At 69.7% G+C, this 24,279-nt stretch carries 24 protein-coding genes; 19 read left to right on the forward strand and 5 right to left on the reverse strand.

Translation table 11 applies throughout. The features are described from left to right. Positions 1-10: 10 nt before the first annotated feature. Together pyrE and P1K89_RS19955 are read left to right on the forward strand one after the other, a co-directional pair. Complete coding sequence (gene pyrE, locus P1K89_RS19950; RefSeq protein WP_439898013.1) at positions 11-721, forward strand: orotate phosphoribosyltransferase; 711 nt, start codon at positions 11-13, stop codon at positions 719-721. A 7-nt stretch (positions 722-728) separates the two neighbouring features. Then, positions 729-1,442: a DUF4124 domain-containing protein gene (locus tag P1K89_RS19955; RefSeq protein WP_284618255.1), complete on the forward strand. Its 714-nt coding sequence runs from the start codon at positions 729-731 to the stop codon at positions 1,440-1,442. On the opposite strand, the gene gatB is transcribed toward P1K89_RS19955, so the two are convergent. The 3 genes from gatB to gatC are packed head-to-tail and all read right to left on the reverse strand — an operon-like array spanning position 1,411 to position 4,639. Beyond that, positions 1,411-2,862, reverse strand: coding sequence for an Asp-tRNA(Asn)/Glu-tRNA(Gln) amidotransferase subunit GatB (gene gatB / locus P1K89_RS19960; RefSeq protein ID WP_284618256.1), 1,452 nt, complete (start codon positions 2,860-2,862; stop codon positions 1,411-1,413). The two genes, P1K89_RS19955 and gatB, sit on opposite strands and share 32 nt — an antisense overlap. After that, positions 2,859-4,343 (reverse strand): Asp-tRNA(Asn)/Glu-tRNA(Gln) amidotransferase subunit GatA, encoded by a 1,485-nt coding sequence (gene gatA, locus P1K89_RS19965; protein ID WP_284618257.1) that lies wholly within the window; start codon positions 4,341-4,343, stop codon positions 2,859-2,861. The genes gatB and gatA overlap by 4 nt, the downstream gene beginning before the upstream one ends. Continuing rightward, positions 4,340-4,639 (reverse strand): Asp-tRNA(Asn)/Glu-tRNA(Gln) amidotransferase subunit GatC, encoded by a 300-nt coding sequence (gatC, locus tag P1K89_RS19970; RefSeq protein WP_284618258.1) that lies wholly within the window; start codon positions 4,637-4,639, stop codon positions 4,340-4,342. Before gatC ends, gatA begins: the two co-directional genes overlap by 4 nt. 239 nt (positions 4,640-4,878) lie before the next feature. Between gatC and P1K89_RS19975 the strand changes: the two genes are divergently transcribed. From P1K89_RS19975 to P1K89_RS20000, 6 genes are all read left to right on the forward strand, one after another. Beyond that, positions 4,879-5,922, forward strand: a complete 1,044-nt coding sequence (locus tag P1K89_RS19975) for a rod shape-determining protein (RefSeq protein ID WP_284618259.1) — start codon at positions 4,879-4,881, stop codon at positions 5,920-5,922. A 65-nt stretch (positions 5,923-5,987) separates the two neighbouring features. Further along, positions 5,988-6,935: a rod shape-determining protein MreC gene (gene mreC, locus P1K89_RS19980; protein WP_284618260.1), complete on the forward strand. Its 948-nt coding sequence runs from the start codon at positions 5,988-5,990 to the stop codon at positions 6,933-6,935. A gap of 10 nt (positions 6,936-6,945) precedes the next feature. Continuing rightward, positions 6,946-7,467 carry a rod shape-determining protein MreD gene (gene mreD, locus P1K89_RS19985; RefSeq protein WP_284618261.1) on the forward strand — a complete coding sequence of 174 codons (522 nt, stop codon included), beginning with the start codon at positions 6,946-6,948 and terminating at the stop codon, positions 7,465-7,467. Between the two features lie 118 nt (positions 7,468-7,585). Further along, the gene (gene mrdA / locus P1K89_RS19990) at positions 7,586-9,649 is read left to right on the forward strand and encodes a penicillin-binding protein 2 (RefSeq protein WP_284618262.1); all 2,064 of its coding nucleotides are present in this window, start codon (positions 7,586-7,588) and stop codon (positions 9,647-9,649) included. Continuing rightward, positions 9,646-10,800, forward strand: coding sequence for a rod shape-determining protein RodA (gene rodA / locus P1K89_RS19995; protein WP_284618263.1), 1,155 nt, complete (start codon positions 9,646-9,648; stop codon positions 10,798-10,800). The genes mrdA and rodA overlap by 4 nt, the downstream gene beginning before the upstream one ends. Beyond that, entirely contained in the window at positions 10,797-11,699 is a 903-nt protein-coding gene (locus P1K89_RS20000) for an NAD(P)-dependent oxidoreductase (protein WP_284618264.1), read from the forward strand. Before rodA ends, P1K89_RS20000 begins: the two co-directional genes overlap by 4 nt. On the opposite strand, the gene P1K89_RS20005 is transcribed toward P1K89_RS20000, so the two are convergent. Further along, the gene (locus P1K89_RS20005; RefSeq protein ID WP_284618265.1) at positions 11,660-13,231 is read right to left on the reverse strand and encodes a sensor histidine kinase; all 1,572 of its coding nucleotides are present in this window, start codon (positions 13,229-13,231) and stop codon (positions 11,660-11,662) included. The genes P1K89_RS20000 and P1K89_RS20005 overlap by 40 nt on opposite strands. 139 nt (positions 13,232-13,370) lie before the next feature. Further along, a complete protein-coding gene (locus P1K89_RS20010) occupies positions 13,371-14,042 on the reverse strand; it encodes a response regulator (RefSeq protein WP_284618266.1) in 672 nt (223 codons plus the stop codon). A 183-nt stretch (positions 14,043-14,225) separates the two neighbouring features. On the opposite strand from P1K89_RS20010, the gene recA reads away from it, so the two are divergent. From recA to P1K89_RS20065, 11 genes are all read left to right on the forward strand, one after another. Then, positions 14,226-15,266 carry a recombinase RecA gene (recA, locus tag P1K89_RS20015; RefSeq protein ID WP_284618267.1) on the forward strand — a complete coding sequence of 347 codons (1,041 nt, stop codon included), beginning with the start codon at positions 14,226-14,228 and terminating at the stop codon, positions 15,264-15,266. 30 nt (positions 15,267-15,296) lie between these two features. Next, positions 15,297-15,833, forward strand: a complete 537-nt coding sequence (locus P1K89_RS20020; RefSeq protein WP_284618268.1) for a regulatory protein RecX — start codon at positions 15,297-15,299, stop codon at positions 15,831-15,833. Positions 15,834-16,056: 223 nt separating this feature from the next. Continuing rightward, positions 16,057-17,217, forward strand: a complete 1,161-nt coding sequence (gene sucC, locus P1K89_RS20025) for an ADP-forming succinate--CoA ligase subunit beta (protein WP_284618269.1) — start codon at positions 16,057-16,059, stop codon at positions 17,215-17,217. A gap of 30 nt (positions 17,218-17,247) precedes the next feature. Next, entirely contained in the window at positions 17,248-18,141 is an 894-nt protein-coding gene (gene sucD, locus P1K89_RS20030) for a succinate--CoA ligase subunit alpha (protein WP_284618270.1), read from the forward strand. 153 nt (positions 18,142-18,294) lie between these two features. Further along, entirely contained in the window at positions 18,295-19,017 is a 723-nt protein-coding gene (locus P1K89_RS20035; protein WP_284618271.1) for a TerC family protein, read from the forward strand. An 87-nt stretch (positions 19,018-19,104) separates the two neighbouring features. Beyond that, positions 19,105-20,067 carry a serine/threonine-protein kinase gene (locus tag P1K89_RS20040; RefSeq protein WP_284618272.1) on the forward strand — a complete coding sequence of 321 codons (963 nt, stop codon included), beginning with the start codon at positions 19,105-19,107 and terminating at the stop codon, positions 20,065-20,067. A gap of 96 nt (positions 20,068-20,163) precedes the next feature. Beyond that, a complete protein-coding gene (locus P1K89_RS20045; RefSeq protein ID WP_284618273.1) occupies positions 20,164-20,949 on the forward strand; it encodes a Stp1/IreP family PP2C-type Ser/Thr phosphatase in 786 nt (261 codons plus the stop codon). A gap of 83 nt (positions 20,950-21,032) precedes the next feature. Beyond that, entirely contained in the window at positions 21,033-21,725 is a 693-nt protein-coding gene (locus P1K89_RS20050) for an FHA domain-containing protein (protein ID WP_284618274.1), read from the forward strand. 269 nt (positions 21,726-21,994) lie between these two features. After that, positions 21,995-22,777 (forward strand): MBL fold metallo-hydrolase, encoded by a 783-nt coding sequence (locus P1K89_RS20055; RefSeq protein WP_284618275.1) that lies wholly within the window; start codon positions 21,995-21,997, stop codon positions 22,775-22,777. A gap of 188 nt (positions 22,778-22,965) precedes the next feature. After that, positions 22,966-23,451, forward strand: coding sequence for a pilin (locus tag P1K89_RS20060; protein WP_284618276.1), 486 nt, complete (start codon positions 22,966-22,968; stop codon positions 23,449-23,451). A 287-nt stretch (positions 23,452-23,738) separates the two neighbouring features. Continuing rightward, positions 23,739-24,224 (forward strand): pilin, encoded by a 486-nt coding sequence (locus P1K89_RS20065; RefSeq protein ID WP_284618277.1) that lies wholly within the window; start codon positions 23,739-23,741, stop codon positions 24,222-24,224. The last annotated feature ends 55 nt before the right edge of the window (positions 24,225-24,279 follow it).

Consider the following 24,279-nt stretch of genomic DNA (forward strand, 5'->3'; position numbering starts at 1 on the left):
GACTCCAACGATGTCCACGATGCCGCCCCCGCGAGCGCTTGACACGGTGGCCGGCGACGAGCTGGCGCAGGACTTCGTCCGCTTCTCGGTCGAGGCCGGTGTGCTGCGATTCGGGGAGTTCAAGACCAAGGCCGGTCGGCTGTCGCCGTACTTCTTCAACGCCGGCCTGTTCGACGACGGTGCCAAGCTGGGCCGCCTGGCGGGATTTTATGCACGCCGCCTGCTCGACTCGGGCCTGGCGTTCGACATGCTCTTCGGCCCCGCGTACAAGGGCATTCCGCTGGCCGCGGCGGTGGCCATCGAGCTCGCGCGCCTCGGCCGCAACGTGCCCTTCGCCTACAACCGCAAGGAAGCCAAGGATCACGGCGAAGGCGGCACGCTGGTCGGCGCGCCGGTCGCCGGCCGCGTTGTCATCATCGACGACGTGATTTCCGCGGGGACCTCGGTGCGCGAATCGATCTCGATGATCCAGGCCGCCAACGCGCAGCCGGCCGGCGTGCTGATTGCGCTGGACCGTCAGGAGCGCGCGGCCGAAGCCGGCAACGAACTGCCGTGGTCGGCCGTGCAGTACGTGCAGCAGCAGCTGCAGCTGCCGGTGGTGGCGATCGCCACGCTGGCCGACCTGCTGCAGACGCTGTCGACGACGGCCGATCCGCGGCTCGCCGAGCACGCCGACCGCGTGGCCGCCTACCGCGACCGCTATGGCGTCGCCGCGGCCTGACGCCACCATGCGCGGCCCGCTGCTGTTGCTGCTGCTGTCGATCGGCGCCGCCGGCACGGCGCCGGCGCAGGTGCCCGGCCAGGCGGCGTCGGCTGCGGGCATCTTCACCTGCGTCGACGACAACGGCCGGCGCCTGACGTCCGACCGGCCGATTCCAGCCTGCGCCGCCAAGGAGCAGCGCGAGCTCAACCGCGACGGTTCCCTGCGGCGCATCGTGCCGCCCACGCTGACGGCCGAGGAACGAGCCGATCGCGAGGCCGCCGAGCGCCGTGCGGCGTTGATGCGCGCGGCGCAGGCCGATGCCGTGCGCCGCGACCGCAACCTGATGCTGCGCTTCCCCAACGAAGCCTCGCACCAGAAGGCGCGCGAGGCCGCGCTGGACACCGTGCGCGTCGCGATGAAGGCCACCGAGCAGCGCCAGCAGGAGCTGGCCAACGAGCGCAAGCCGCTCAACGAGGAAGCCGAGTTCTACAAGGGCCGGTCGCTGCCCGCGAAGCTGAAGCAGCAGATCGACGCCAACGACGCGGCGGTCGAGGCCCAGCGCTCCGCGGTGGCCAACCAGCAGGCCGAGCTGGTGCGCATCAACAAGCTCTACGACGAGGAGCTCGCGCACCTGCGCAAGCTGTGGGCCGGCGCGCAGCCGGGCTCCCTGGGTCCGAGCACATCCGGCGCCCCGGCGGCGCCGGCGCTCAGCCGAGCCGCCGCTTCAGCAGCTCGTTGACCTGCGCCGGGTTGGCCTTGCCGCGGCTGGCCTTCATCACCTGGCCGACCAGCGCATTGAAGGCCTTGTCCTTGCCGGCGCGGTATTCGTCGACCGACTTCGGGTTCGCGGCGACCACCTCGTCGACGATCTTCTCCAGCGCGCCGGTGTCGTTCATCTGCTTGAGGCCCTTGGCCTCGATCAGCTGATCGACGTCGCTGCCCTCGCCGGTCCACAGCGCATCGAAGACCTGCCTGGCGGCGTTGTTCGAGATCACGCCGTCGCCGATGCGCTGGATCAGCGCGGCCAGCGTCGCCGCCGGCACAGGACTGTCGGCAATGTCGCGGCCTTCGGCGTTCAGCCGCCGCGCCACTTCGCCCATCAGCCAGTTGGCGACCAGCTTCGGCTGGCCGCAGGCGTCGCGCGCGGCCTCGTAATAACGCGCAAAGCCCAGGCTCTGCGTCATCATCGTCGCGTCGTAGGCCGGCAGGCCGTCGGCCTTCTGGAAGCGCTCGGCCATCGCCGCGGGCAGCTCGGGCATCTCGCCCTTCACGCGCTCGATCCACTCGGGCGCGATCACCAGCGGCGGCAGGTCGGGATCGGGGAAGTAGCGGTAGTCGTGCGCGTCCTCCTTGGTGCGCATCGCCCGCGTCTCGCCGGTGTCCGGATTGAACAGCACGGTCGCCTGCTCGATCTTCAGGCCGTCCTCGATGCGGTCGATCTGCCAGTGCACCTCGAAGTCGATCGCCTGCTGCATGAAGCGGAACGAGTTCAGGTTCTTGATCTCGCGCCGCGTGCCGAACTCGGCGCCGGGCTTGCGCACCGAGACGTTGGCATCGCAGCGGAAGCTGCCTTCCTGCATGTTGCCGTCGCAGATGCCGAGCCACACCACCAGCGCATGCAGCGCGCGCGCGTACTCCACCGCCTCCGCCGCCGAGCGCATGTCGGGTTCGGTGACGATCTCCAGCAGCGGCGTGCCGGCGCGGTTCAGGTCGATGCCGGACTGGCCGTGGTAGTCCTCGTGCAGGCTCTTGCCCGCGTCCTCCTCGAGGTGCGCACGCGTCAGCCGCACCGTCTTCGGCTGCTCGCCGACGAAGAAGGACACGCTGCCGCCCTGCACCACCGGGATCTCGTACTGGCTGATCTGGTAGCCCTTGGGCAGGTCGGGGTAGAAGTAGTTCTTGCGCGCGAAGATCGACAGCGGCGCCACCTTCGCGCCCACCGCCAGGCCGAAGCGGATCGCACGCTCCACCGCCGCGCGGTTCATCACCGGCAGCGTGCCCGGCAGCGCCAGGTCGACGGCACAGGCCTGGGTGTTCGGCGCCGCGCCGAAGGCGGTCGACGCGCCGGAGAAGATCTTGCTCCGGGTCGAGAGCTGCGCATGCGTCTCGAGGCCGATGACGACCTCGTAGCCGCGCACAAGGAGGGAAGCGGTGCTCATTGGGGAGAACGGCGGTGCCAGTCGGTCGCCTGCTGGAACGCGTGCGCGGCATGCAGCAGCGGACCTTCGGCGAAGTAGTTGCCCAGCAGCTGCAGGCCCACCGGCATGCCGTGTTCGCCGAAGCCCGCCGGCAAGCTCATGCCGGGCAGGCCGGCCAGGCTGCCGGGCAGCGTGAAGATGTCGGCGAGGTAGGCCTTGACCGGGTCGTCGCCCTGCTCGCCCAGCTTCCAGGCGACGCTCGGGGCCACGGGGCCGGCGATCAGGTCGCACTCGGCGAAGCAGTGCTGGAAGTCGTCGGCGATCATGCGCCGCAGTTTCTGCGCCTGCAGGTAGTAGGCGTCGTAGTAGCCGTGGCTCAGCACGTAGGTGCCGATCATGATGCGGCGCTTCACCTCGGGCCCGAAGCCCTCGGCGCGCGTCTTCTTGTACATGTCGAGCAGGTCGCCGTACTGCGCCGCGCGGTGGCCGAACTTCACGCCGTCGAAGCGCGACAGGTTCGAGCTGGCCTCGGCCGGCGCGATGATGTAGTAGACGGGGATCGACAGCTCGGTGCGCGGCAGGCTGACGTCGACCAGCGTCGCGCCGAGCTTCTCCAGTTCGGCCAGCGCGGCGCGCAGCGCGCCGTTGACGTCCGAAGCCAGCGTCGCCGGGAAGAACTCCTTCGGCAGGCCGATGCGCAGGCCTTCGAGCGGCCGCGCGGCGCTGGCGCCGGGACGCGGCTGCAGCATCTGGGCGTGGAAGTCCTGCGGCGGGCGCTGGGCGCTGGTCGAGTCGCGCTCGTCGAAGCCGCTCATCGCCGACAGCAGCAGCGCGCAGTCCTCGGCCGAGCGGGCGAAGGGGCCGGCCTGGTCGAGGCTGGACGCGAAGGCGATCATCCCGTAGCGCGAGCACACGCCGTAGGTCGGCTTGATGCCGGTGACGCCGGTGAAGGCAGCAGGCTGACGAATCGAGCCGCCGGTGTCGGTGCCGGTGGCCGCGGGCACCAGACGCGCGGCCACCGCGGCCGCCGAGCCGCCCGAGGAGCCGCCCGGCACGCGCGAGCTATCCCACGGGTTCAGCGCCGGCCCGTAGGCCGAGTTCTCGTTGCCCGAGCCCATCGCGAACTCGTCGCAGTTCAGCTTGCCCAGGCTCACCGTGCCGGCGGCCTTCAGGCGCGCGACCACGGTGGCATCGAACGGGCTCGCGTAACCCTCGAGCATCTTCGAGCCGGCGGTGGTCGGCGCGTCGGCGGTGACGAAGATGTCCTTGTGCGCGATCGGCACGCCCAGCAGCGGCGACGACTCACCGGCCGCGCGGCGCGCATCGGCGGCCTTCGCCGCGGCATGGGCCCCCTCGGCGTCGACATGCAGGAAGGCGCCCAATCGTGACCGGCTGTCGACGCGCGCGAGCAGATGTGTCACCAGCTCGTCGCTGGAGACCTGCTTCGCCGCCAGCGCGCGGCCGAGATCGGCCACACCGAGCTCATGCAGTTCAGCGCTCATTCGATCACCTTCGGCACGAGGAACAGGCCGTCCTCGACCACCGGCGCGCTGCGCTGGTTGGCCTCGCGGCGGTCGGCCTCGGTGACGGCGTCGTCGCGCAGGCGCAGCGCGACCTCGTGCACCGCCGACAGCGGCGTGTACAGCGGCTCGACGCCGCTGGTATCGACGGCGCGCATCTGTTCGACGTGCGAGAAGAAGCCGTTGAGCTGCGCGAGCATCAGCCGTTCTTCGTCGGGGGTCAGTGCGAGCCGCGCCAGATGGGCGATCCGGCTCACGTCCACGGGGGTCAAAGGCATCGGAATGACGGCGGTGCGTTACGTCCTGCAGCGGGTTTCCAAGAGCGGAAACACGAGGGTGATCGGGTATTATCGCTGGCTATCCGCCGCGACCGGTTCCCCGGTGCAGCGGCCCCGAATTCCCCCACCCAGAACCTCGCTGCCGCCGCGCACGCCCACGCGGCCCTTCCCGCGCGCCGACACAGCGCGCGGTCGAGAAAGCCCGGCCCTCAGCGCACCCTAGCCCGTCACCGCCTGCAATGTTCGGATCCCTGCGCCGCTACCTCTCCACCGACCTGGCCATCGACCTCGGCACCGCCAACACGCTGATCTACGTGCGTGGCAAGGGCATCGTGCTCGATGAGCCCTCGGTCGTCTCGATCCGCCATGAAGGCGGCCCCAACGGCAAGAAGACGATCCAGGCCGTCGGCGCCGAAGCCAAGGCGATGCTCGGCAAGGTGCCCGGCAACATCGAGGCCATCCGCCCGATGAAGGACGGCGTGATCGCCGACTTCACCGTCACCGAGCAGATGCTCAAGCAGTTCATCAAGATGGTGCATCCGCGCAGCGTCTTGAGGCCGAGCCCGCGCATCATCATCTGCGTGCCCTGCGGCTCGACGCAGGTCGAGCGCCGCGCGATCCGCGAATCGGCCCTCGGCGCCGGCGCGTCGGAGGTCTACCTCATCGAAGAACCCATGGCCGCGGCGATCGGGGCGGGGCTGCCGGTGTCGGAAGCCTCGGGCTCGATGGTCGTCGACATCGGCGGCGGCACGACCGAAGTGGGCGTGATCTCGCTCGGCGGCATGGTCTGGAAGGGCAGCGTGCGTGTCGGCGGCGACAAGTTCGACGAAGCGATCATCAACTACATCCGCCGCAACTACGGCATGCTGATCGGCGAGCCGACGGCCGAGAGCATCAAGAAGAGCATCGGCAGCGCCTTTCCCGGCAGCGAGGTCAAGGAGATGGAGGTCAAGGGCCGCAACCTCTCCGAAGGCGTGCCGCGCAGCTTCACGATCAGCTCCAACGAGATCCTCGAGGCGCTGACCGATCCGCTGAACCAGATCGTCTCCAGCGTGAAGAACGCGCTCGAGCAGACGCCGCCCGAGCTCGGCGCCGACATCGCCGAGCGCGGCATGATGCTGACCGGCGGCGGCGCGCTGCTGCGCGACCTCGACCGCCTGCTGGCCGAGGAAACCGGCCTGCCGGTGCTGGTGGCCGAAGACCCGCTGACCTGCGTGGTGCGCGGTTGCGGCATGGCGCTGGAGCGCATGGAACGCCTGGGCAGCATCTTCACCTCGGAGTAAGGTTCGTGGTGCGCTGAAGCCCACGAGGCGCTGGCGCACCCCAAGCAAGGGCGGGCCGCCACACCATGCCGCTGGGTACCCTGGACCGCACCCCGCCGCCGTTCTTCCGCCAAGGAACACCGGCGCTGACCAAGCTCGTGCTGTGTTCCGCGCTGGCGGTGTTCCTGATGGCCGCCGACAACCGCCTCAAGCTGACACAGCCGCTGCGCGCCGCGGTGGCCACCGCGCTGCTGCCGCTGCAGCGCGCGCTGATGGCGCCGGTGAACCTGGCCTATAGCGGGCTCGACTACCTGAACGGCCTGCAGCAGGCCATCGCCGCCGAGGACCGGGTGCGCCAGCAGCTGGCCCGGCAGGCCGAACGCGCCGAGCGCGGGGACCGGCTGGCGCAGGAGAACACCCGCTTGCGCGCGCTGCTCGACCTGCGCCCGGCGCTGCAGGTGAAGTCGATCTCGGCCGAGGTGATGTACGAGGCGCCCGACCCGTATTCGCGCAAGGCCTTCATCGACCGCGGCGCGACGCACGGCATCGTGCTCGGCGCGCCGGTGATCAACGAAGCCGGCGTGCTGGGCCAGGTGACGCGAGTCTTCCCGCTCAATTCGATGGTCACGCTGCTGACCGACAAGGACGCGGCGATCCCGGTGCTGAATGCCCGCAGCCAGCGGCGCAGCGCGGCCTTCGGCGGTGCCGACGGCGGCGGCCTGGAGCTGCGCTTCATGGCCGGCAATGCCGACGTGCAGGTCGGCGACAAGCTGGTCACGTCCGGCGTCGACGGCGTCTACCCGCCGGGGCTGCCGGTGGCGCAGGTCGCCCAGGTCGATCGCAAGGTCGATTCGGGCTTCGCGCACATCCTGCTGACCCCCGCGGCGGCGATCGACGGCGTGCGGCACGTGCTGGTGCTGGAGCCGCTGTCTGTGCAGCTGCCGCCCCTGCCCGAAGCGCCGCCCGCGGCGGCCAGGCCGGGCAAGGGCAAGGCCTCGCGGCCGGGCATCGCCGGCTCGGGAGCCGCCCCGTGAGGAGACCGCGATGATCATGCCGCGCGGCTCCGACCAGCTGCTGCTGCCGGTCAACCCGATGTTCATCGGGCTGTCGCTGCTGCTGGCGCTGGCGCTCGAGATGCTGCCGATCGGGCGCCACGCCGCGTCGCCCGACCTGCTGGCGCTGGTGCTGGTGTTCTGGATCGTGCACCAGCCGCAGCGCGTGGGCGTCGGCCTCGGTTTCGTCTTCGGCCTGCTGATCGACGTGCACGAAGGCGCGGTGCTCGGCCAGCATGCGCTGGCCTACACGCTGCTGGCCTTCTTCGCGGTCAGCATCCACCGCCGTCTGCTGTGGTTCCCGGTGATGTCGCAGGCGCTGCAGATCCTGCCGCTGTTCGCCGCGGCACACGGCGTGTCGCTGGCGACGCGGCTGATCGTCGGCGGCATGTTCCCCGGCTGGTCGGTGATGCTGGCGCCGGTGTTCGAGGCGATGTTGTGGCCGGTGGTCGGCTGGCTGCTGCTGGCGCCGCAGCGGCGCGCGCCGGACCCCGACGAAAACAGACCGTTATGAGACCCCCCCGGAGCGCCTTCGGCGATGCCCCCTCGGGCTTCGCCCTCTCCCCCCAGGGGGCGGCCCCAGCGGCCCGGCAGAGCCGGTTCCGCGGCGCCCGCTTGGGAAGACCCGCGCCATGACGGAGATAAAGGATCTGGAGCGCGAGCTGAGCCGCTTCCGTGGCCGGCTGGTGGCGGCGGCGCTGTTCGTGCTGCTGTGCTTCGGGCTGCTGGCGGCGCGCCTGACCTGGCTGCAGGTCGTGCGCCACGAGGAGCTGCAGACGCAGGCCGAGGCCAACCGCATCGCAGTGGTGCCGATCGTGCCGAACCGCGGCCTGATCGTCGACCGCAACGGCCTCGTGCTGGCGACGAACTACTCGGCCTACACGCTGGAGATCACGCCGTCGAAGGTCGAGGCCGAGCTCGACCCGATGATCGACCAGCTCGGGGCCCTGCTGGAGATCCAGCCGCGCGACCGCCGCCGCTTCAAGCGCCTGCTCGAGGAGAGCAAGAGCTTCGAATCGCTGCCGATCCGCACCAAGCTGACCGACGAGGAAGTGGCGCGCTTCATGGCGCAGCGCTTCCGCTTCCCCGGCGTCGACGTGCGTGCGCGCCTGTTCCGCAACTACCCCGAGGGCGAAGCCGCGAGCCACCTGCTCGGCTACATCGGCCGCATCAACGCCAAGGAAAAGGCGGCGATGGAGGAGTGGGACGAGGAAACCCAGGGCAACTACCGCGGCACCGACTACATCGGCAAGCTCGGCCTCGAGCAGAGCTACGAGCGCGAGCTGCACGGCATCACCGGCTTCGAGGAGGTCGAGACCAGCGCCGGCGGCCGCGCGGTGCGGCGGCTGCGCAGCCACCCGTCGACGCCGGGCAATACGCTGGTGCTGTCGGTCGACATGCGGCTGCAGCAGCTGGTCGAGCGGCTCTATGGCGACCGCCGCGGCGCGCTGGTGGCGCTGGACCCGCACACCGGCGAGGTGCTGAGCTTCGTCAGCAAGCCGACCTTCGATCCGAACCTCTTCGTCGACGGCATCGACGTCGACAGCTGGCGCGAGCTCAACGAATCGATCGACAAGCCGCTGCTGAACCGCGCGCTGCGCGGGCTGTACCCGCCGGGCTCGACCTACAAGCCCTTCATGGCTCTGGTCGGGTTGGCCACCGGCAAGCGCACGCCGCAGCAGGGCATCTCGGACCCGGGCTACTTCATGTTCGGCAACCACCGCTTCCGCGACGACAAGGAAGGCGGCCACGGCTGGGTCGACATGTACCGCTCGATCGTGCACAGCTGCGACACCTACTACTACGTGCTGGCCAGCGAGCTGGGCGTCGACCTGATGGCCGAGCAGCTGGCGCCCTTCGGCTTCGGCCAGCTGACCGGCATCGACCTCGAGGGCGAGGTCAAGGGCATCCTGCCGTCGACGAGCTGGAAGAAGCGCGCCTACCGCAAGCCCGAGCAGCAGCGCTGGTACGCCGGCGAGACGATCTCGCTGGGCATCGGCCAGGGCTACAACAGCTACACCGTGCTGCAGATGGCGCAGGCGCTGGGCATCCTGGCCACCGGCGGCGAACGCCACAAGCCGCACCTGGTGCGCGAGGTCGTCGATGTCGTGCACAACACGCGACGCCCGGTGGGCAAGGAGCCGTTCGAGCCGGTGCCGATCAAGCCCGAGCACCTCGCCGAGATCCGCCGCGCGCTGGTCGGCGTCAACGTCGAGGGCACCTCGGCCACCGCCTTCCGCGGCGCGGGATACACCTCGGCCGGCAAGACCGGCACCGCGCAGGTGGTGACGATCAAGCAGAACGAGAAGTACAACGCCGCGAAGATGGCCGAGCACCTGCGCGACCACGCGCTGTACGTCGCCTACGCGCCGGCCGACAACCCCAAGATCGCCGTCGCGCTGGTGGTCGAGAACGCCGGCTTCGGCGCGCAGAACGCCGCGCCGATCGCGCGCCGCATCTTCGACTACTGGCTGATGGGCCTGTATCCGACGGAGGAGGACATCGCCGCGGTGCAGCAGGGCCAGGCGCCGGCACCGCTGAAGCCGCCGCGGCGGATCGCGGACGTGGCGTTCAGGTCGGCCGTGCCGGCATCGGCCGTCGTGCCCGCCGCGGCCAGCGTGCCGGCGGCGGGCTCGCCGATCGCAGTGGGCCCGGTGGGCGCGGTGGGCCGCCAGCCCGCGGGAGCGTCGCGATGATCGCGATCGTCGAGCAGCCGACGCTGTGGCAGCGCGTGCGGCCCGTGCTGGCGGTGTTCGACGCACCGCTGGCCGGCGGCCTGCTGTTGCTGTCGGCGATCGGCATGACGATCATGTACTCGGCCGGCTTCGACCACGGCACGCGCTTCGTCGACCATGGCCGCAACATGGCGCTGGGCTTCGTCGTGATGTTCCTGATGGCGCAGCTGCCGCCGCAGAAGCTGATGCGGCTCGCGGTGCCGCTGTACACGCTGGGCATCGCACTGCTGGTGGCCACGGCGATGTTCGGCATCACGAAGAAAGGCGCGACGCGCTGGCTCAACATCGGCGTCGTGATCCAGCCGAGCGAGATCATGAAGCTGGCGATGCCGCTGATGCTGGCCTGGTGGTTCCAGAAGCGCGAAGGCCAGCTGCGCGTGCCGGACTTCGCGATCGCCGGCGCGCTGCTGCTGCTGCCGGTGGGGCTGGTCGCGAAGCAGCCGGACCTCGGCACCGCGATCCTGATCCTGTCGGCCGGCCTCTACGTGATCTTCTTCGCGGGGCTGTCGTGGAAGCTGATCCTGCCGGTGCTGGGGGCGGCGGCGATCGGCCTGGTGGCGCTGGTGGCCAGTGCCGACACCATCTGCGAGCCGGACAAGGTGTGGCCGCTGCTGCGCGAGTACCAGAAACACCGCGTCTGCACGCTGCTCGACCCGACGACCGATCCGCTCGGCAAGGGCTTCCACATCATCCAGGGCATGATCGCGATCGGCTCCGGCGGCGTCGGCGGCAAGGGCTTCATGAACGGCACGCAGACGCACCTGGAGTTCATCCCCGAGCGCACCACCGACTTCATCTTCGCCGCCTATGCCGAGGAGTTCGGCCTCGCCGGCGCCGCGGTGCTGGTGTGCGCCTTCATCTTCGTGATCCTGCGCGGGCTGGTCATCGCCGCGCAGGCGCCGACCGTCTTCACGCGGTTGCTGGCCGGCGCGCTTTCCTTGAGCTTCTTCACCTACGCCTTCGTCAACATGGGCATGGTCAGCGGCATCCTGCCGGTGGTCGGCATCCCGCTGCCCTTCGTCAGCTACGGCGGCACGGCGATGGTCACGCTGGGGCTGGCGCTGGGCATGCTGATGTCGATCTCGCGCAGCCGCGGGCTGATGCAGCGATGACCGACGACTCGATGCGTGTCGGCGTCATCGGCGTCGGCAACATGGGCCAGGGCATGGCGCTGCGCCTGGTCGAGGCCGGCTGGCGCGTCACGGTGCGCGACCTGCTGCCCGCGCGCGAGGCGCCGGTGCTGGCCGCCGGCGGCACGTGTGCACCCGATGCGGCCGCGCTGGCCGCGCACTGCGACGTGGTGATCGTCGTCGTGATCGATGCCGCGCAGGTGCACGAGGTGCTCTTCGGCGCGCGCGGTGTCGTGCACGCGCCGCGCCGGCCAGCCGCCGTGATGCTCTGCCCGACCATCGGCCCGGGCGACGTCGAACAGGCGGCGGCGCAGCTCGCCGCGCACGGCATCGCCTGCATCGACGCGCCGATCTCCGGCGGCCCGGCGCGCGCCCGCGACGGCACGATGAGTCTGATGGTGGCCTGCGACGACGCGCTCTTTGCGCGTCATGAATCGCTGCTGCGCACGCTCGGCAGCCGGCTGTTCCGGATCGGTGCGCGGCCCGGCGATGGCGCCCGCACCAAGCTGGTCAACAACCTGCTGGCAGCGATCAACCTCGCCGGTGCCGCCGAGGCGATCGCGCTGGCGGAACACCTCGGCCTCGACGCCCGCCGCACGCTCGAGGTGATCGAGCAGTCCAGCGGCCAGAGCTGGATCGGCAGCGACCGCATGGCACGGGCGCTGCGGGGCGATTTCGCGCCGCGCGCACACACGACGCTGCTGGCCAAGGACTCGGCACTGGCGATGGCCATGGCGCAGGCGGCCGGCGTCGCGCCGGTGCTGGGCGGCGATGCCGCGGCGCTGTTCCGCGCCGCCTGCGACGCCGGCTTTGCCGCCGCCGACGACGCGAGCCTGCTGCGCTACCTGCGAGCGGGCGCCGGCAAGCCGCCGGCAGGCTGATCACGGTCGTCGGGCGATGCCGCGGACGGCGCGGCCGTGCCGTCCGGCAGCAGCTCGTCGCGCCGCGCCAGCGGGAAGCGCACCGTGAACAGCGCACCGGGCCCCTGGCCGGACGGCAGGCCGGTGCGCGGACGCGCGTCGGCGATGGCGATCTCGGCCTGGTGCTGCTGCACGATCTCGTGCACGATCGCCAGGCCTAGCCCGCTGCCGTCGACATTGGTGCCCAGCGCCCGGTAGAACGGCCGGAACACCAGCTCGCGCTCGGCCTCCGGGATGCCGGGCCCGGTGTCCTCGACCTGCAGCACCACCACCTGGCCGAACGGGTCGTCCATCACACGCACCGTGACGCTGCCGCCGGCCGGCGTGTATTGCAGCGCGTTGTCGACGAGGTTGCGGATCAGCTCGCGCACCAGCAGCGGCTGCCCGGTGAGGCGGCCGTGCAGCGCCTGGCCTTCGTCCGGCCCCTCGTAGCCGAGGTCGATGCGGTTCTCCAGCGCCCGCGGCACGAAGTCGCGCACGGTCTCGCGGGCCAGCCGGGCGATGTTCACGTCCTGCCGGCTGCGCGAGCTCTCCTTGTCCTCGGCGCGGGCCATCGCCAGCAACTGGTTGACCATGTGGGCCGCGCGCTGGCTGGCATGCGCGATCTGCTGCAGCGAGCGCTTCAGCGCCTTCGGGTCCTGCTCGCCGGCATCGATCTCGCGCTGCGCCAGCTCGGCCTGCATGCGCAGCCCCGCCAGCGGCGTCTTCAGCTGGTGCGCGGCATCGGCCAGGAAGTGCTTCTGCGCGCCGATCGAGCGGTCGAGGCGGCCGAGCAGGTCGTTGATCGCGCCCACCAGCGGCGCGACCTCCTCGGGCACGTCGCGCTCCTGCAGCGGCGACAGGTCGTGGCTTTCGCGGCGGCGGATGCGCTGCTGCAGCTCGTTGAGCGGCTTGATGCCACGCGCCAGCGCGAACCACACCAGCAGCACCGCCAGCGGCAGCACGACGAACTGCGGCACGATGACACCCTTGATGATCTCGGTGGCCAGGCGCGAGCGCTTGTCCAGCGTCTCGGCCACCTGCACCAGCGGCGGCACCTCGCCCGGCACGCCGGTGGATGGCAGCCAGACGTAGGCCACGCGCACCGCGTCGGACTGCACGTCGTCGTCGCGGTAGCGCAGCTCCTGCGCCGGCGCCGCGACCTCGTCCGGCACCGGCAGCTCGCGGTCGCCGGCGACGAACTCGCCGCGTGCGCCCAGCACCTGGAAGAACACGCGGTCGGCCTCGTCCGAGCGAAGCACCTCGTTGGCCACCTCCGGCAGCCGCAGCTTCACGCGGCTGGCGCCGCCCGCGGCGTGCTCGACAACCACCTGGCGCGCGATGGTGCGTGCGGTCTCCGCCAGTGCGCGGTCGAAAGGCCGGTTGGCGATGCTCTGCGCCACCAGCCAGGTCAACGCGACGCTCATCGGCCACAGCAGCAGCAGCGGCGCGAGCATCCAGTCGAGGATCTCGCCAAACAACGACCGCTGCTCACGGTACGGGTGGGCTTGCATGGCTGGGTCTCAGCATAGCCCGACCGCGTGCCTTCCCAAGCGGACAGCGCGGAACCGGCTCTGCCGGGCCGCTGGTGTGTCCTGCGGGCCACGTCGGGCCTCGCGGCCTGACCGGCCGCCAGGCCGCTCCAGGGGTAGGCTAGTTCTGGATCTTCTCGAGGCAGTAGCCGAGGCCGCGCACGGTCGCGATGCGGATCGGGCCCTGCTCGATCTTCTTGCGCAAGCGGTGGATGTAGACCTCGATCGCGTTGTTGCTGACCTCCTCGCCCCATTCGCAGAGGCGGTCGACCAGCTGGTCCTTGCTGACGAGGCGCCCGGCGCGCTGCAGCAGCACTTCCAGCAGGCTCAGCTCACGCGCCGACAGCTCGATCATCTGGTCGCTGATGTAGGCGACGCGGCCGGTCGCATCGAAGGTCAGCGGGCCATGGCGGATCAGGCTGGACGCGGTGCCCAGGCCGCGCCGCGTCAGCGCCCGCACGCGCGCTTCGAGCTCCTGCAGCGAGAAGGGCTTGGCCATGTAGTCGTCGGCGCCGAGGTCCAGGCCCTTGACGCGCTGCTCGACGCTGTCGGCCGCGGTGAGGATCAGCACGGGCATCGAGGAGCCGCGGGCGCGCAGCTTGCGCAGCACGTCGAAGCCATGCATCTTCGGCAGCCCGAGGTCGAGGATCAGCAGGTCGAATTCGTGCGAGGACAGCGCCGCGTCGGCTTCGCTGCCGCTGCCGACCTGGTCGACCGCGTAGCCCGACGCGCGCAACGAGCGCATCAGGCCGTCGGCCAGCACCTGGTCATCCTCGGCGATCAGTATCCGCATCGCTTGTCTCCTGCTCGAGCCTCTGCGGGCCGAGGTGTCGAGCGGATTCTAGGCAGTTCGATTCACCGGACAGCCCGCACTGTCAAGCACCGCCTTGTGGATGCGCAAGTTCAATGTACTGTACAAATATCCAGCCACTGCCATAATCCGGCGCCAACCCAGCAAGACCCCGAGGAGAGCCCCATGGATGCACCCGTCAAAGCGCTGAACACCGAGAAGGCCAAGGCCCTGCAGGCCGCGCTGGCCCAGATCGAGAAGCAGTTCGGCAAGGGCTCGATCATGCGCCTGGGCGACGGCGAGGTCGAGCCGATCGAGGTCGTTTCCACCGGCTCGCTGGGCCTGGACATCGCGCTCGGCGTCGGCGGCCTGCCGCGCGGCCGGGTGGTCGAGATCTACGGCCCCGAATCGTCGGGCAAGACCACGCTGACGCTGCAGGTCGTCGCGCAGATGCAGCAGCTTGGCGGCACCTGCGCCTTCATCGACGCCGAACACGCGCTCGACACGGGTTATGCCCAGAAGCTCGGCGTCGACCTGCAGGAACTGCTGATCAGCCAGCCCGATACCGGCGAGCAGGCGCTCGAGATCGTCGACGCGCTGGTGCGCTCCGGCTCGGTCGACCTGGTGATCATCGACTCGGTCGCCGCGCTGACGCCCAAGGCCGAGCTCGAAGGCGAGATGGGCGACTCGCTGCCCGGCCTGCAGGCCCGCCTGATGAGCCAGGCACTGCGCAAGCTGACCGCGACGATCAAGAAGACCAACACGATGGTCATCTTCATCAACCAGATCCGCATGAAGATCGGCGTGATGTTCGGCAACCCCGAAACCACCACCGGCGGCAACGCGCTGAAGTTCTATTCGTCGGTGCGCCTGGACATCCGCCGCACCGGCAGCATCAAGCGCGGCGAGGAAGTCATCGGCAGCGAGACCAAGGTCAAGGTCGTCAAGAACAAGGTGGCGCCGCCCTTCAAGACCGCCGAGTTCGACATCCTCTACGGCGAAGGCACCAGCCGCCAGGGCGAGATCATCGACCTGGGCGTCAACGCCAAGATCCTCGAGAAGTCCGGCGCCTGGTATGCCTACAACGGCGAGAAGATCGGCCAGGGCAAGGACAACGCGCGAGAGTTCCTGCGCGAGAACCCCGACCTCGCACGCGAGATCGAGAACAAGGTGCGCGAGTCGCTGGGCATCCCGGCGCTGCCGCCGGCCGCCGCGGCCGAAGGCTGATCCGAAGACTGATCGTCCGCACGGCCCGGTTTGGCGCCCAAGCCCCCCGCCTCGCCGAAGGTGCGCGCGCTGCAGTGGCTGGCGCAGCGCGAGCACAGCCGCGACGAACTGCGCGCCAAGCTGCTGCGCCTGATGCGCACGCCGCGCGCGACCGTCGAAGCGCCCGAGGGCGGCGACCGCGATGAAGCCGACCTCGCCGCCGAGGTCGACACCCTGCTCGACTGGCTGAGCACGCGCGGCTACCTGTCGCAGGCGCGCTTCGTCGAAAGCCGAGTGCATGCGCGCGAGAAGCGCTTCGGCAACCTGCGCATCGAGCGCGAACTGCAGCAGCACGGCGTCACGCTCGACGCCGACGCCCGCGCGGCGCTGAAGGCCTCCGAATACCAGCGCGCCCGCGAGGTCTGGCACAGGAAGTACGCGGCCATCGGCGCGGCCGACGCCGCCGCGCGGGTTCGACAGATGCGATTCCTCGTCGGCCGAGGCTTCTCGCCCGAGGTCGTGCGCCGCGTGCTGCGCGATGCCGCCGCGCCGGGCGAACGGGCGGACACGGTCGACACCGAGCCCTGAGGGCCGCAGCGCTGGCAAGACCGCGCGGCAGGCGCGGGGATCCGCGCAAAAGGGCGCGCCCGCCCGGTGCGTCAGCGGGGTGCGTGGTTCCCGTCAGCTTTGCCGCAGCGCAGCATGCTAAATTGCGTCGGTTTGCTTCCGTGGCAGGCGCCAGCCTGCTGCCGATCGTCGGCGCCGCTGCCGGCGTCCGGCGTTTTACCGACCCTTCGCAGCGAGCCCCCCGATGAAGATCCACGAGTATCAAGGCAAAGAGATCCTGCGCCAGTTCGGCGTACCGGTCCCCCGGGGCTACCCCGCGTTCACCGTGCAGGAAGCGGTCGAAGCCGCGCAGAAGCTCGGCGGCAGCGTCTGGGTCGTCAAGGCGCAGATCCATGCCGGCGGCCGCGGCAAGGGCGGCGGCGTCAAGCTGGCGCGCTCGATGGACGAGGTGAAGACGCTCGCCGGCCAGATCCTCGGCATGCAGCTGAAGACCCACCAGACCGGCCCCGAAGGCCAGAAGGTGCGCCGCCTGCTGATCGAGGAAGGCGCCGACATCAAGAAGGAGTACTACGTCGCCGCGTTGACCGACCGCGCCACGCAGAAGGTCGCGATGATGGCCTCCAGCGAAGGCGGCATGGACATCGAGGAAGTGGCGCACGCCACGCCCGAGAAGATCATCAAGGTCTTCGTCGAGCCGGCCGAGGGCCTGACCGACAAGCAGGCGCTCGAGCTTGCTGCCGGCATCGGCGTTCCGCTGGCCAGCCAGGCGCAGGCCATCGACGTGCTGAAGAAGCTCTACACCTGCTACATGCAGACCGACGCCAGCCTCGCCGAGATCAACCCGCTGATCCTCGAAGGCAACGGCAACATCAAGGCGCTGGACGCGAAGTTCAACTTCGACGCCAACGCGTTGTTCCGCCACCCCGAGATCGTCGCCTACCGCGACCTCGACGAGGAAGATCCGGCGGAGATCGAAGCCAGCAAGTTCGACCTCGCCTACATCTCGCTCGACGGCAACATCGGCTGCCTGGTCAACGGCGCGGGCCTGGCGATGGCGACGATGGACACCATCAAGCTCTTCGGCGGCGAGCCGGCGAACTTCCTCGACGTCGGCGGCGGCGCCAGCGCCGAGAAGGTCACCGAGGCCTTCAAGATCATGCTGAAGAACAAGGAGGTCAAGGGCATCCTCGTCAACATCTTCGGCGGCATCATGAAGTGCGACACCATCGCCGAGGGCGTGATCAGCGCCTGCAAGGCAGTGAACCTGAGCGTGCCGCTGGTGGTGCGCATGAAGGGCACCAACGAGGACCTGGGCAAGAAGATGCTCGCCGAGTCGGGGCTGCCGATCATCAGTGCTGACACCATGGCCGAAGCCGCGACGAAGATCGTCGCCGCCGTGAAGTAACCGCCCGCCAGTCCCGAAGGAATTCACTCCATGTCCATCCTGATCAACAAAGACACCCGGGTCATCACCCAGGGCATCACGGGCAAGACGGGCCAGTTCCACACGCGCGGCTGCGTCGCCTACGCCAACGGCAAGAACTGCTTCGTCGCCGGCGTCAATCCGAAGAAGGCCGGCGAGGACTTCGAAGGCATCCCGATCTACGCCACCGTCGCCGACGCCAAGGCCAAGACCGGCGCGACGGTCAGCGTGATCTACGTGCCGCCGGCGGGTGCCGCCGCCGCGATCTGGGAAGCGGTGGAAGCCGACCTGGACCTCGCGATCTGCATCACCGAAGGCATCCCGGTGCGCGACATGCTCGAGGTGCGCAACAAGATGAAGGCCAAGGAAGCCGCCGGCGGCAAGAAGACGCTGCTGCTGGGCCCCAACTGCCCCGGCCTGATCACGCCCGACGAGATCAAGATCGGCATCATGCCCGGCCACATCCACCGCAAGGGCCGCATCGGCGTCGTCTCGCGCTCGGGCACGCTGACCTACGAAGCGGTCGCGCAGCTCACCGAGATCGGCCTCGGCCAGTCGAGCGCGGTCGGCATCGGCGGCGACCCGATCAACGGCCTGAAGCACATCGACGTGATGAAGGCCTTCAACGACGATCCGGACACCGACGCGGTGATCATGATCGGCGAGATCGGCGGCCCGGACGAAGCCGAAGCCGCGCGCTGGTGCAAGGACCACATGAAGAAGCCGATCGTCGGCTTCATCGCCGGTGTCACGGCGCCTGCGGGCAAGCGCATGGGCCATGCCGGCGCGCTGATCTCCGGCGGCGCCGACACCGCCGACGCCAAGCTGGCGATCATGGAGGAGTGCGGCTTCACCATCACGCGCAACCCGAGCGAGATGGGCCGGCTGCTGAAGTCGCTGCTGTAAGGCTTCGACGCACCGCTGCCAGGCCACCTGCGGGTGGCCTTTTTCATGGCCCTGGCGCTATGTAATCCCCGCAGCGCCGCGGGCGGGTGCGCGGCATAAACTTCCGCCGCCTTCGCCACCGGCGGCGCAAGAACGCATCACAAGAGGCCACCCATGGACCAGTTCATGCATGTCGACTTCTGGATCGCCGTCGGGCAGATCATCATGATCGACATCCTGCTCGGCGGCGACAACGCGGTGGTCATCGCGCTGGCCTGCCGCAGCCTGCCGCCGCAGCAGCGCACCAAGGGCATCATCTGGGGCACCATCGGCGCGATCGTGCTGCGCGTCGCGCTGATCTTCTTCGCGCTGACGCTGCTGAAGATCTCGTTCCTGAAGCTGGTCGGCGCCGCGCTGCTGGTGTGGATCGGCATCAAGCTGCTGCTGCCCGAGGACGGCGACGAACACGGCAACATCCAGGCCAGCGACAAGCTGTGGTCCGCGGTGCGCACCGTCATCATCGCGGACTTCGTGATGAGCCTGGACAACGTGATCGCCATCGCCGGCGCGGCCGAAGGTGCGGGTGGCGACCACAAGATGCCGCTGGTGATATTCGGCCTGCTGGTCAGCATTCCGATCATCGTCTGGGGCAGCCAGTTCGTGATCAAGCTGATGGACCGCTTCCCCATCGTCATCACGCTGGGCGGCATGCTGCTGGGCTGGATCGCCGGCACGATGGCCGTCGGCGACCCGGCGCTCGCCGGACAGATCCCGCAGGTCAACGGCGAGGCGACCGCGGCGGTGCGCTACACCGCCGGCATCGCTGGCGCGTTGCTGGTGCTGGCCGTCGGCATGCTGCTGCGGCGGCGACGGCCCTCGCAGCACGGCAAGGAATAACGTCCGACGGGCCCGGAGCAGTTCCCGGGCTGTCGTCGCTGTGGTAGCTTGCGGTCGAACCGCCCCGCCACCGCAGCAGCCGACGACATGCAACCCACCGCTCCGCCTGGTGCGCCCGGATGGTGGCGCCGCCTGTGGCCGGCGCGCCCGGACGCGGGCGGAGCGGCTCCGGCGGCGAGCAGCGCGCGATCGGGCACGCCGGCCACCGGCGGCGCACCGCGCTTCGGCCGCTACCAGGCGACGGCGCTGCTCGGCCAGGGCGCCTCGGGTCCGGTCTACCTGGCCCAGGATGGCGAGCGCACGGCCGCCGTGAAGGTGCTGGCACTCGATCCCCGCCTGAAGTCGCTGGAACTGGCCGACCTGCGCCGGCGCTTCGAACGCCAGGCGGCGGTGATGCGCGCACTGTCGCACCCCGATATCGTCGGGCTGCTCGACGAGGGCGACAGCGACGGCCGGCCCTGGATCGCGATGGAGGTGGCGCCGGGCACGGACCTCACCCGCTATACGCGCCCCAACCGGCTGCTGCCCGAACCGCTGGTGCTGCGCATCGGCGCGCGCGTCGCGCGGGCGCTGGCGCATGCGCATGCCCATGGGGTCGTTCATCGGGACCTGAAGCCGGCCAACGTGCGCTTCGACCTGGCCGGCGACCGCCTCAAGCTGCTCGACTTCGGCGTCGCCCGGCTGGAAGACGCCTCGGTCACCCGCACCGGCGTCACGCTCGGCACGCCGGCCTACATGGCGCCGGAGCAGCTGGCCGGCGACGACGCCCGCCCGGCCAGCGATACCTACGCGCTCGGCGTCATGCTCTACGAACTGCTGTGTGGCCGCCTGCCGTATCCGGCCACGCACCTGGGCGAGTTGCTGCGCGCGGTCGCCGCCGGCGCGCCGGCGCCGCTGCGCCACTGGCGCCCGGAGCTGCCCGAGGGCCTCGACCAACTGCTCGCCAGCCTGCTGCACGCCGACCCGCAGGCCCGACCGGCCGATCTGGGCCGGCTGGCCGACGACCTGGAGCGCTGGGCCGCGCTGCTGCAGCGGCCGGCGCCATCGTGACGTCCCCCACGGGCTCGGGACCACCCGCAAGGTGACGCCCGCAAAGGACAAGGCACAATCGCCGCACAACTGCATGCCGAGCACAACTCCGCCCCGATGAGCTTCGAGTTCTTCCATGCCGTGGATACCGGCCGCGCGCGCTCGAACAACGAGGACTCGGTGGCCGTCGACGAGGGCAACGCGCTGGCGGTGCTGGCCGACGGCATGGGTGGCTACAACGCCGGCGAGGTCGCCAGCAACATGGCCACCTCGTTCATCCGCAGCGAGCTCGGGCGCTGGCTGCACGAGGCGGGCGGCAAGGCCAACGATGCCGAGGTCCGCCGCGCGATGGACATCTGCGTCGACAACGCCAACCGCGCGATCTTCAACGCCGCGAACGCCAACCCGCAGTACGCTGGCATGGGCACCACGCTGGTGGTCGCGGTGTTCCGCGACGGCCAGCTGCGGCTCGGGCACGTCGGCGATTCACGCGCCTACCGCATGCGCGGCGGCCAGCTGGTGCAGATCACCCGCGACCACTCGCTGCTGCAGGAACAGATCGATGCCGGCCTGATCACGCCGGAACAGGCCGCCTTTTCCGCGAACAAGAACCTCGTCACGCGCGCCGTCGGCGTCGAGGACACGGTGCTGCTCGAGACGCACCTGCACGACGTGCAGCCCGGCGACCTGTACCTGATGTGCTCCGACGGCCTCTCGGACATGCTCGACAACGCCGCGATGCAGCAGCTGTTGCAGGTACACGACGAGTTACCGAAGGCCGGCCGCGCGCTGATCGACGCGGCCAATGAGGCAGGCGGAAAGGATAATATCGCGCTCGTTCTCGTGCGCGTCGCGGGCAACCCGGCGTCGAACGCCAAGCCCTGGTGGCGCTTCGGGCGCTGAACAGACCTGATTACAGCGGCCTGCAAGGCCGAACATGCCGGACCGGGGTGACGGGGGGTCCGGCAGTCTAGATAAGGGCAAGCATGGGCAAACTGGTGGTGTCGCTCGACGGTGTGGTCATCAAGGAAGTCCAGATCACCAAGGACAAGACCACGCTCGGGCGCCGGCCTTACAACGACATCGTGATCGACAACCTCGCCGTCAGCGGTGAGCATGCCGTGCTGCAGATGGTCGGCCAGGACGTCTTCATCGAAGACCTCAACAGCACCAACGGCACCTACATCAACGGCAAGGCGATCAAGAAGCAGCTGCTGGCTCACAACGACACGGTCGAGATCGGCAAGTACAAGATCAAGTACCTGGTCGAGGACAACGGCGACTACGAGAAGACGATGATCATGCGGCCGGGCGCCATGGCGCCGGCCGCCCACCATGCCGGACCGCCGTCGGGCCACGGCACCTTCAACCCCGTCGCCACCTCGCCGCGCCCGCTGGGCGCGAATCCGGTCAGCACGCTGCCGGCGTCGATCAAGGTGCTGAGCGGCGCCGCCGCCGGCCGCGAAGTGACGCTCACCAAGGTCGTCACCACGGTGGGCAAGCCGGGCGTGCAAGTCGCCTCGATCACCAAGCGTCCGGGCGGCTACGTGATCGCCCATGTTGAGGGCCTCAGCCGCCCGACCATCAACGGCATGCCGCTCGCCGGCGACATCGCGCCGCTGAAGAACGGCGACCTGATCGAGCTGGCCGGCACGCAGATGCAGTTCATCCAGGCGTAGCCTGCGAGGACACAACCGGGCGCCGCGGGATGCGGCGGCGTCCGCTCCAGCGGGATGCGACGCCCCTCGGCGGCCCCCCGTTTCCGCTGCATTCGGACCCACCCGAGCCGTCGTGAACTAGGTCACGAGGCCGTCACGAACGGCGATCGGTGCTCCACGGCTAGCGCCGACTGTGGACAAAGCGACCTTGCGGTCCGACAAACCCGGCGCGACGATTGGCTTTTGTTCGCCCGGGCGCGCACGCCGCTCTCGGACCACGCCGCCTTTCCATGCAAATCCGGGTTCTTGGCTGCTCGGGGTCGATCGCGGCCGGATGCCGCACGACCGCGTTCCTGCTCGACGACGACGTGCTGATCGATGCGGGCACGGGTGTCGGCGATCTGTCGCTCGACCAGCTCGAGCACATCGACCACGTGCTGCTCAGCCACTCGCACCTCGACCATGTGCTCGGCGTGCCGCTGCTGGCCGACAGCGTGATGCGCCGGCGCAGCGGCCGCCCGCCGATCCAGGTGCATGCGCTGCCCGAAACGCTCGACGCGCTGCGCGCCCACATCTTCAACGGCGCCATCTGGCCCGACTTCACCCGCCTGCCGTCGAAGGACCAGCCGGTGCTGTCGCTGCGCCCCTTCGCGACGGGCGACGTGCTGGAGTTCGGCGACCGCCGCGTCGAAGTGCTGCCGGCGCTGCACACCGTGCCGGCCGTCGGCTTCGCGGTGCTGCCGCCGGCCGACACCGACGCCGGCGCGTGGGTCTTCACCGGCGACACCGCACCCGATCAGGCGCTGTGGCAGCGGCTGGCGGCGATGCGTGTCGGCAGCCTGGTGATCGAGACCGCCTTCCGCAACGACGAGCACGTGCTCGCCGACATCAGCCGCCACATGCACCCGGCCGCGCTCGGCCGCGAGTTGCAGAACCTGGCGCCGGGTGTCTCGGTCTACATCACCCACATCAAGCCGGGCGAGCTCGATCCGGTGATGAGCGAGATCGGCGCCATCGCCCACCGCCACGCGATCCATGCGCTGACGGCGGGGCAGGTGATGGCCATCGTCTGACCGACCGTTCTGGTCGACGAAAAGCGTCAGCTCCGGCAGCGTGAAGTGACGCACCAGGGCACTTCGCCCTTTCATTCGTGACGTGATTCACGGTTGAGGCGGCCAACCCCCACGTTCAAGGGCTGGCACATGGCGTGCAACTTTGGAAGCGCACCACCCCTCCCCCCTCGGTTGTCCAGGAGCACCCCATGAAGCGCAGCATCCAAAAAGGTTTCACCCTGATCGAACTGATGATCGTCGTCGCGATCATCGGCATCCTCGCAGCCGTTGCGCTGCCGGCCTACCGCGACTACACCGTCAAGGCGCGTGTCTCGGAAATCATCCTGGCCGCCAGCCAGTGCCGCACGTCGGTTGCGGAGGTCTACCAGACCGGCACCGCTGCCGTCACCGCCCCGGGCGCCAACGGCTGGGGCTGCGGCGAAGGCACCGCCAAGACCAAGTACCTGGCTTCGATCGCCACCGATGCCAACGGCGTAATCACCGCCACCGGAGAGTCGCTGGCCAACGCGCCTGACCTGTTCGGCGCCGCCGGCATCGTCTTCACGCTGACCCCGCAGAATGCGGCCGGCACCGCGCTGACCATCGCCGACATCCCGACCCAGGTCGACCGCTTCCGCTGCGTCGTCGGCACGCCGGCCACCTTCGGCAAGTACGCCCCGGGTTCCTGCAAGTAATCGGGCCGTCGGCCCATTCGACAAGGGGCGCCTCGGCGCCCCTTTGTCATTGCGGCGCCGCGGCTCGCTGAATGCCAAGTCGGCGGCCAAGCTGGAGGCCAAAGCTGGCGCTGACCAAAGTGACGAATCGCGTCAACCGACACGAACCGGCTGACGAAAATGGTCGAAGAAACCCCTTTCGATGACCCGCCGGCGCACTCGGCGTGCAAAAGGTCCTCGTTATCGGGCTGGCACGGGCCCTGCAACATGGCACTCGCCCCCCCAACACCGTCTGGAGTTCCAGTCTCATGAAGCGCAGCATCCAAAAAGGTTTCACCCTGATCGAACTGATGATCGTCGTCGCGATCATCGGCATCCTCGCAGCCGTCGCGCTGCCGGCCTACCGCGACTACACCGTCAAGGCGCGTGTCTCGGAAATCATCCTGGCCGCCAGCCAGTGCCGCACGTCGGTCGCCGAGGTCTACCAGACGGGTACCGCCGGCGTCACCGCCCCGGGTGCCAACGGCTGGGGCTGTGGCGAAGGCACCGCCAAGACCAAGTACCTGGCTTCGATCGCCACCGATGCCAACGGCGTGATCACCGCCACCGGCGAGTCGCTGGCCAACGCGCCCGACCTGTTCGGCGCCGCCGGCATCGTCTTCACGCTGACCCCGCAGAATGCCGCCGGCACCGCGCTGACCGTCGCCGCCATCCCGACCCAGGTCGACCGCTTCCGCTGCGTCGTCGGCACGCCGGCCACCTTCGGCAAGTACGCTCCGGGTTCCTGCAAGTAACGGCACCCGACCTGCCAAGGAGGGCGCCTGCGGGCGCCCTTCTGCCATTTCCGAC

Origin of the sequence: Aquabacterium humicola (assembly GCF_030167915.1) — a bacterium.
GTDB classification, from domain to species: Bacteria; Pseudomonadota; Gammaproteobacteria; order Burkholderiales; family Burkholderiaceae_C; genus Pseudaquabacterium; species Pseudaquabacterium humicola.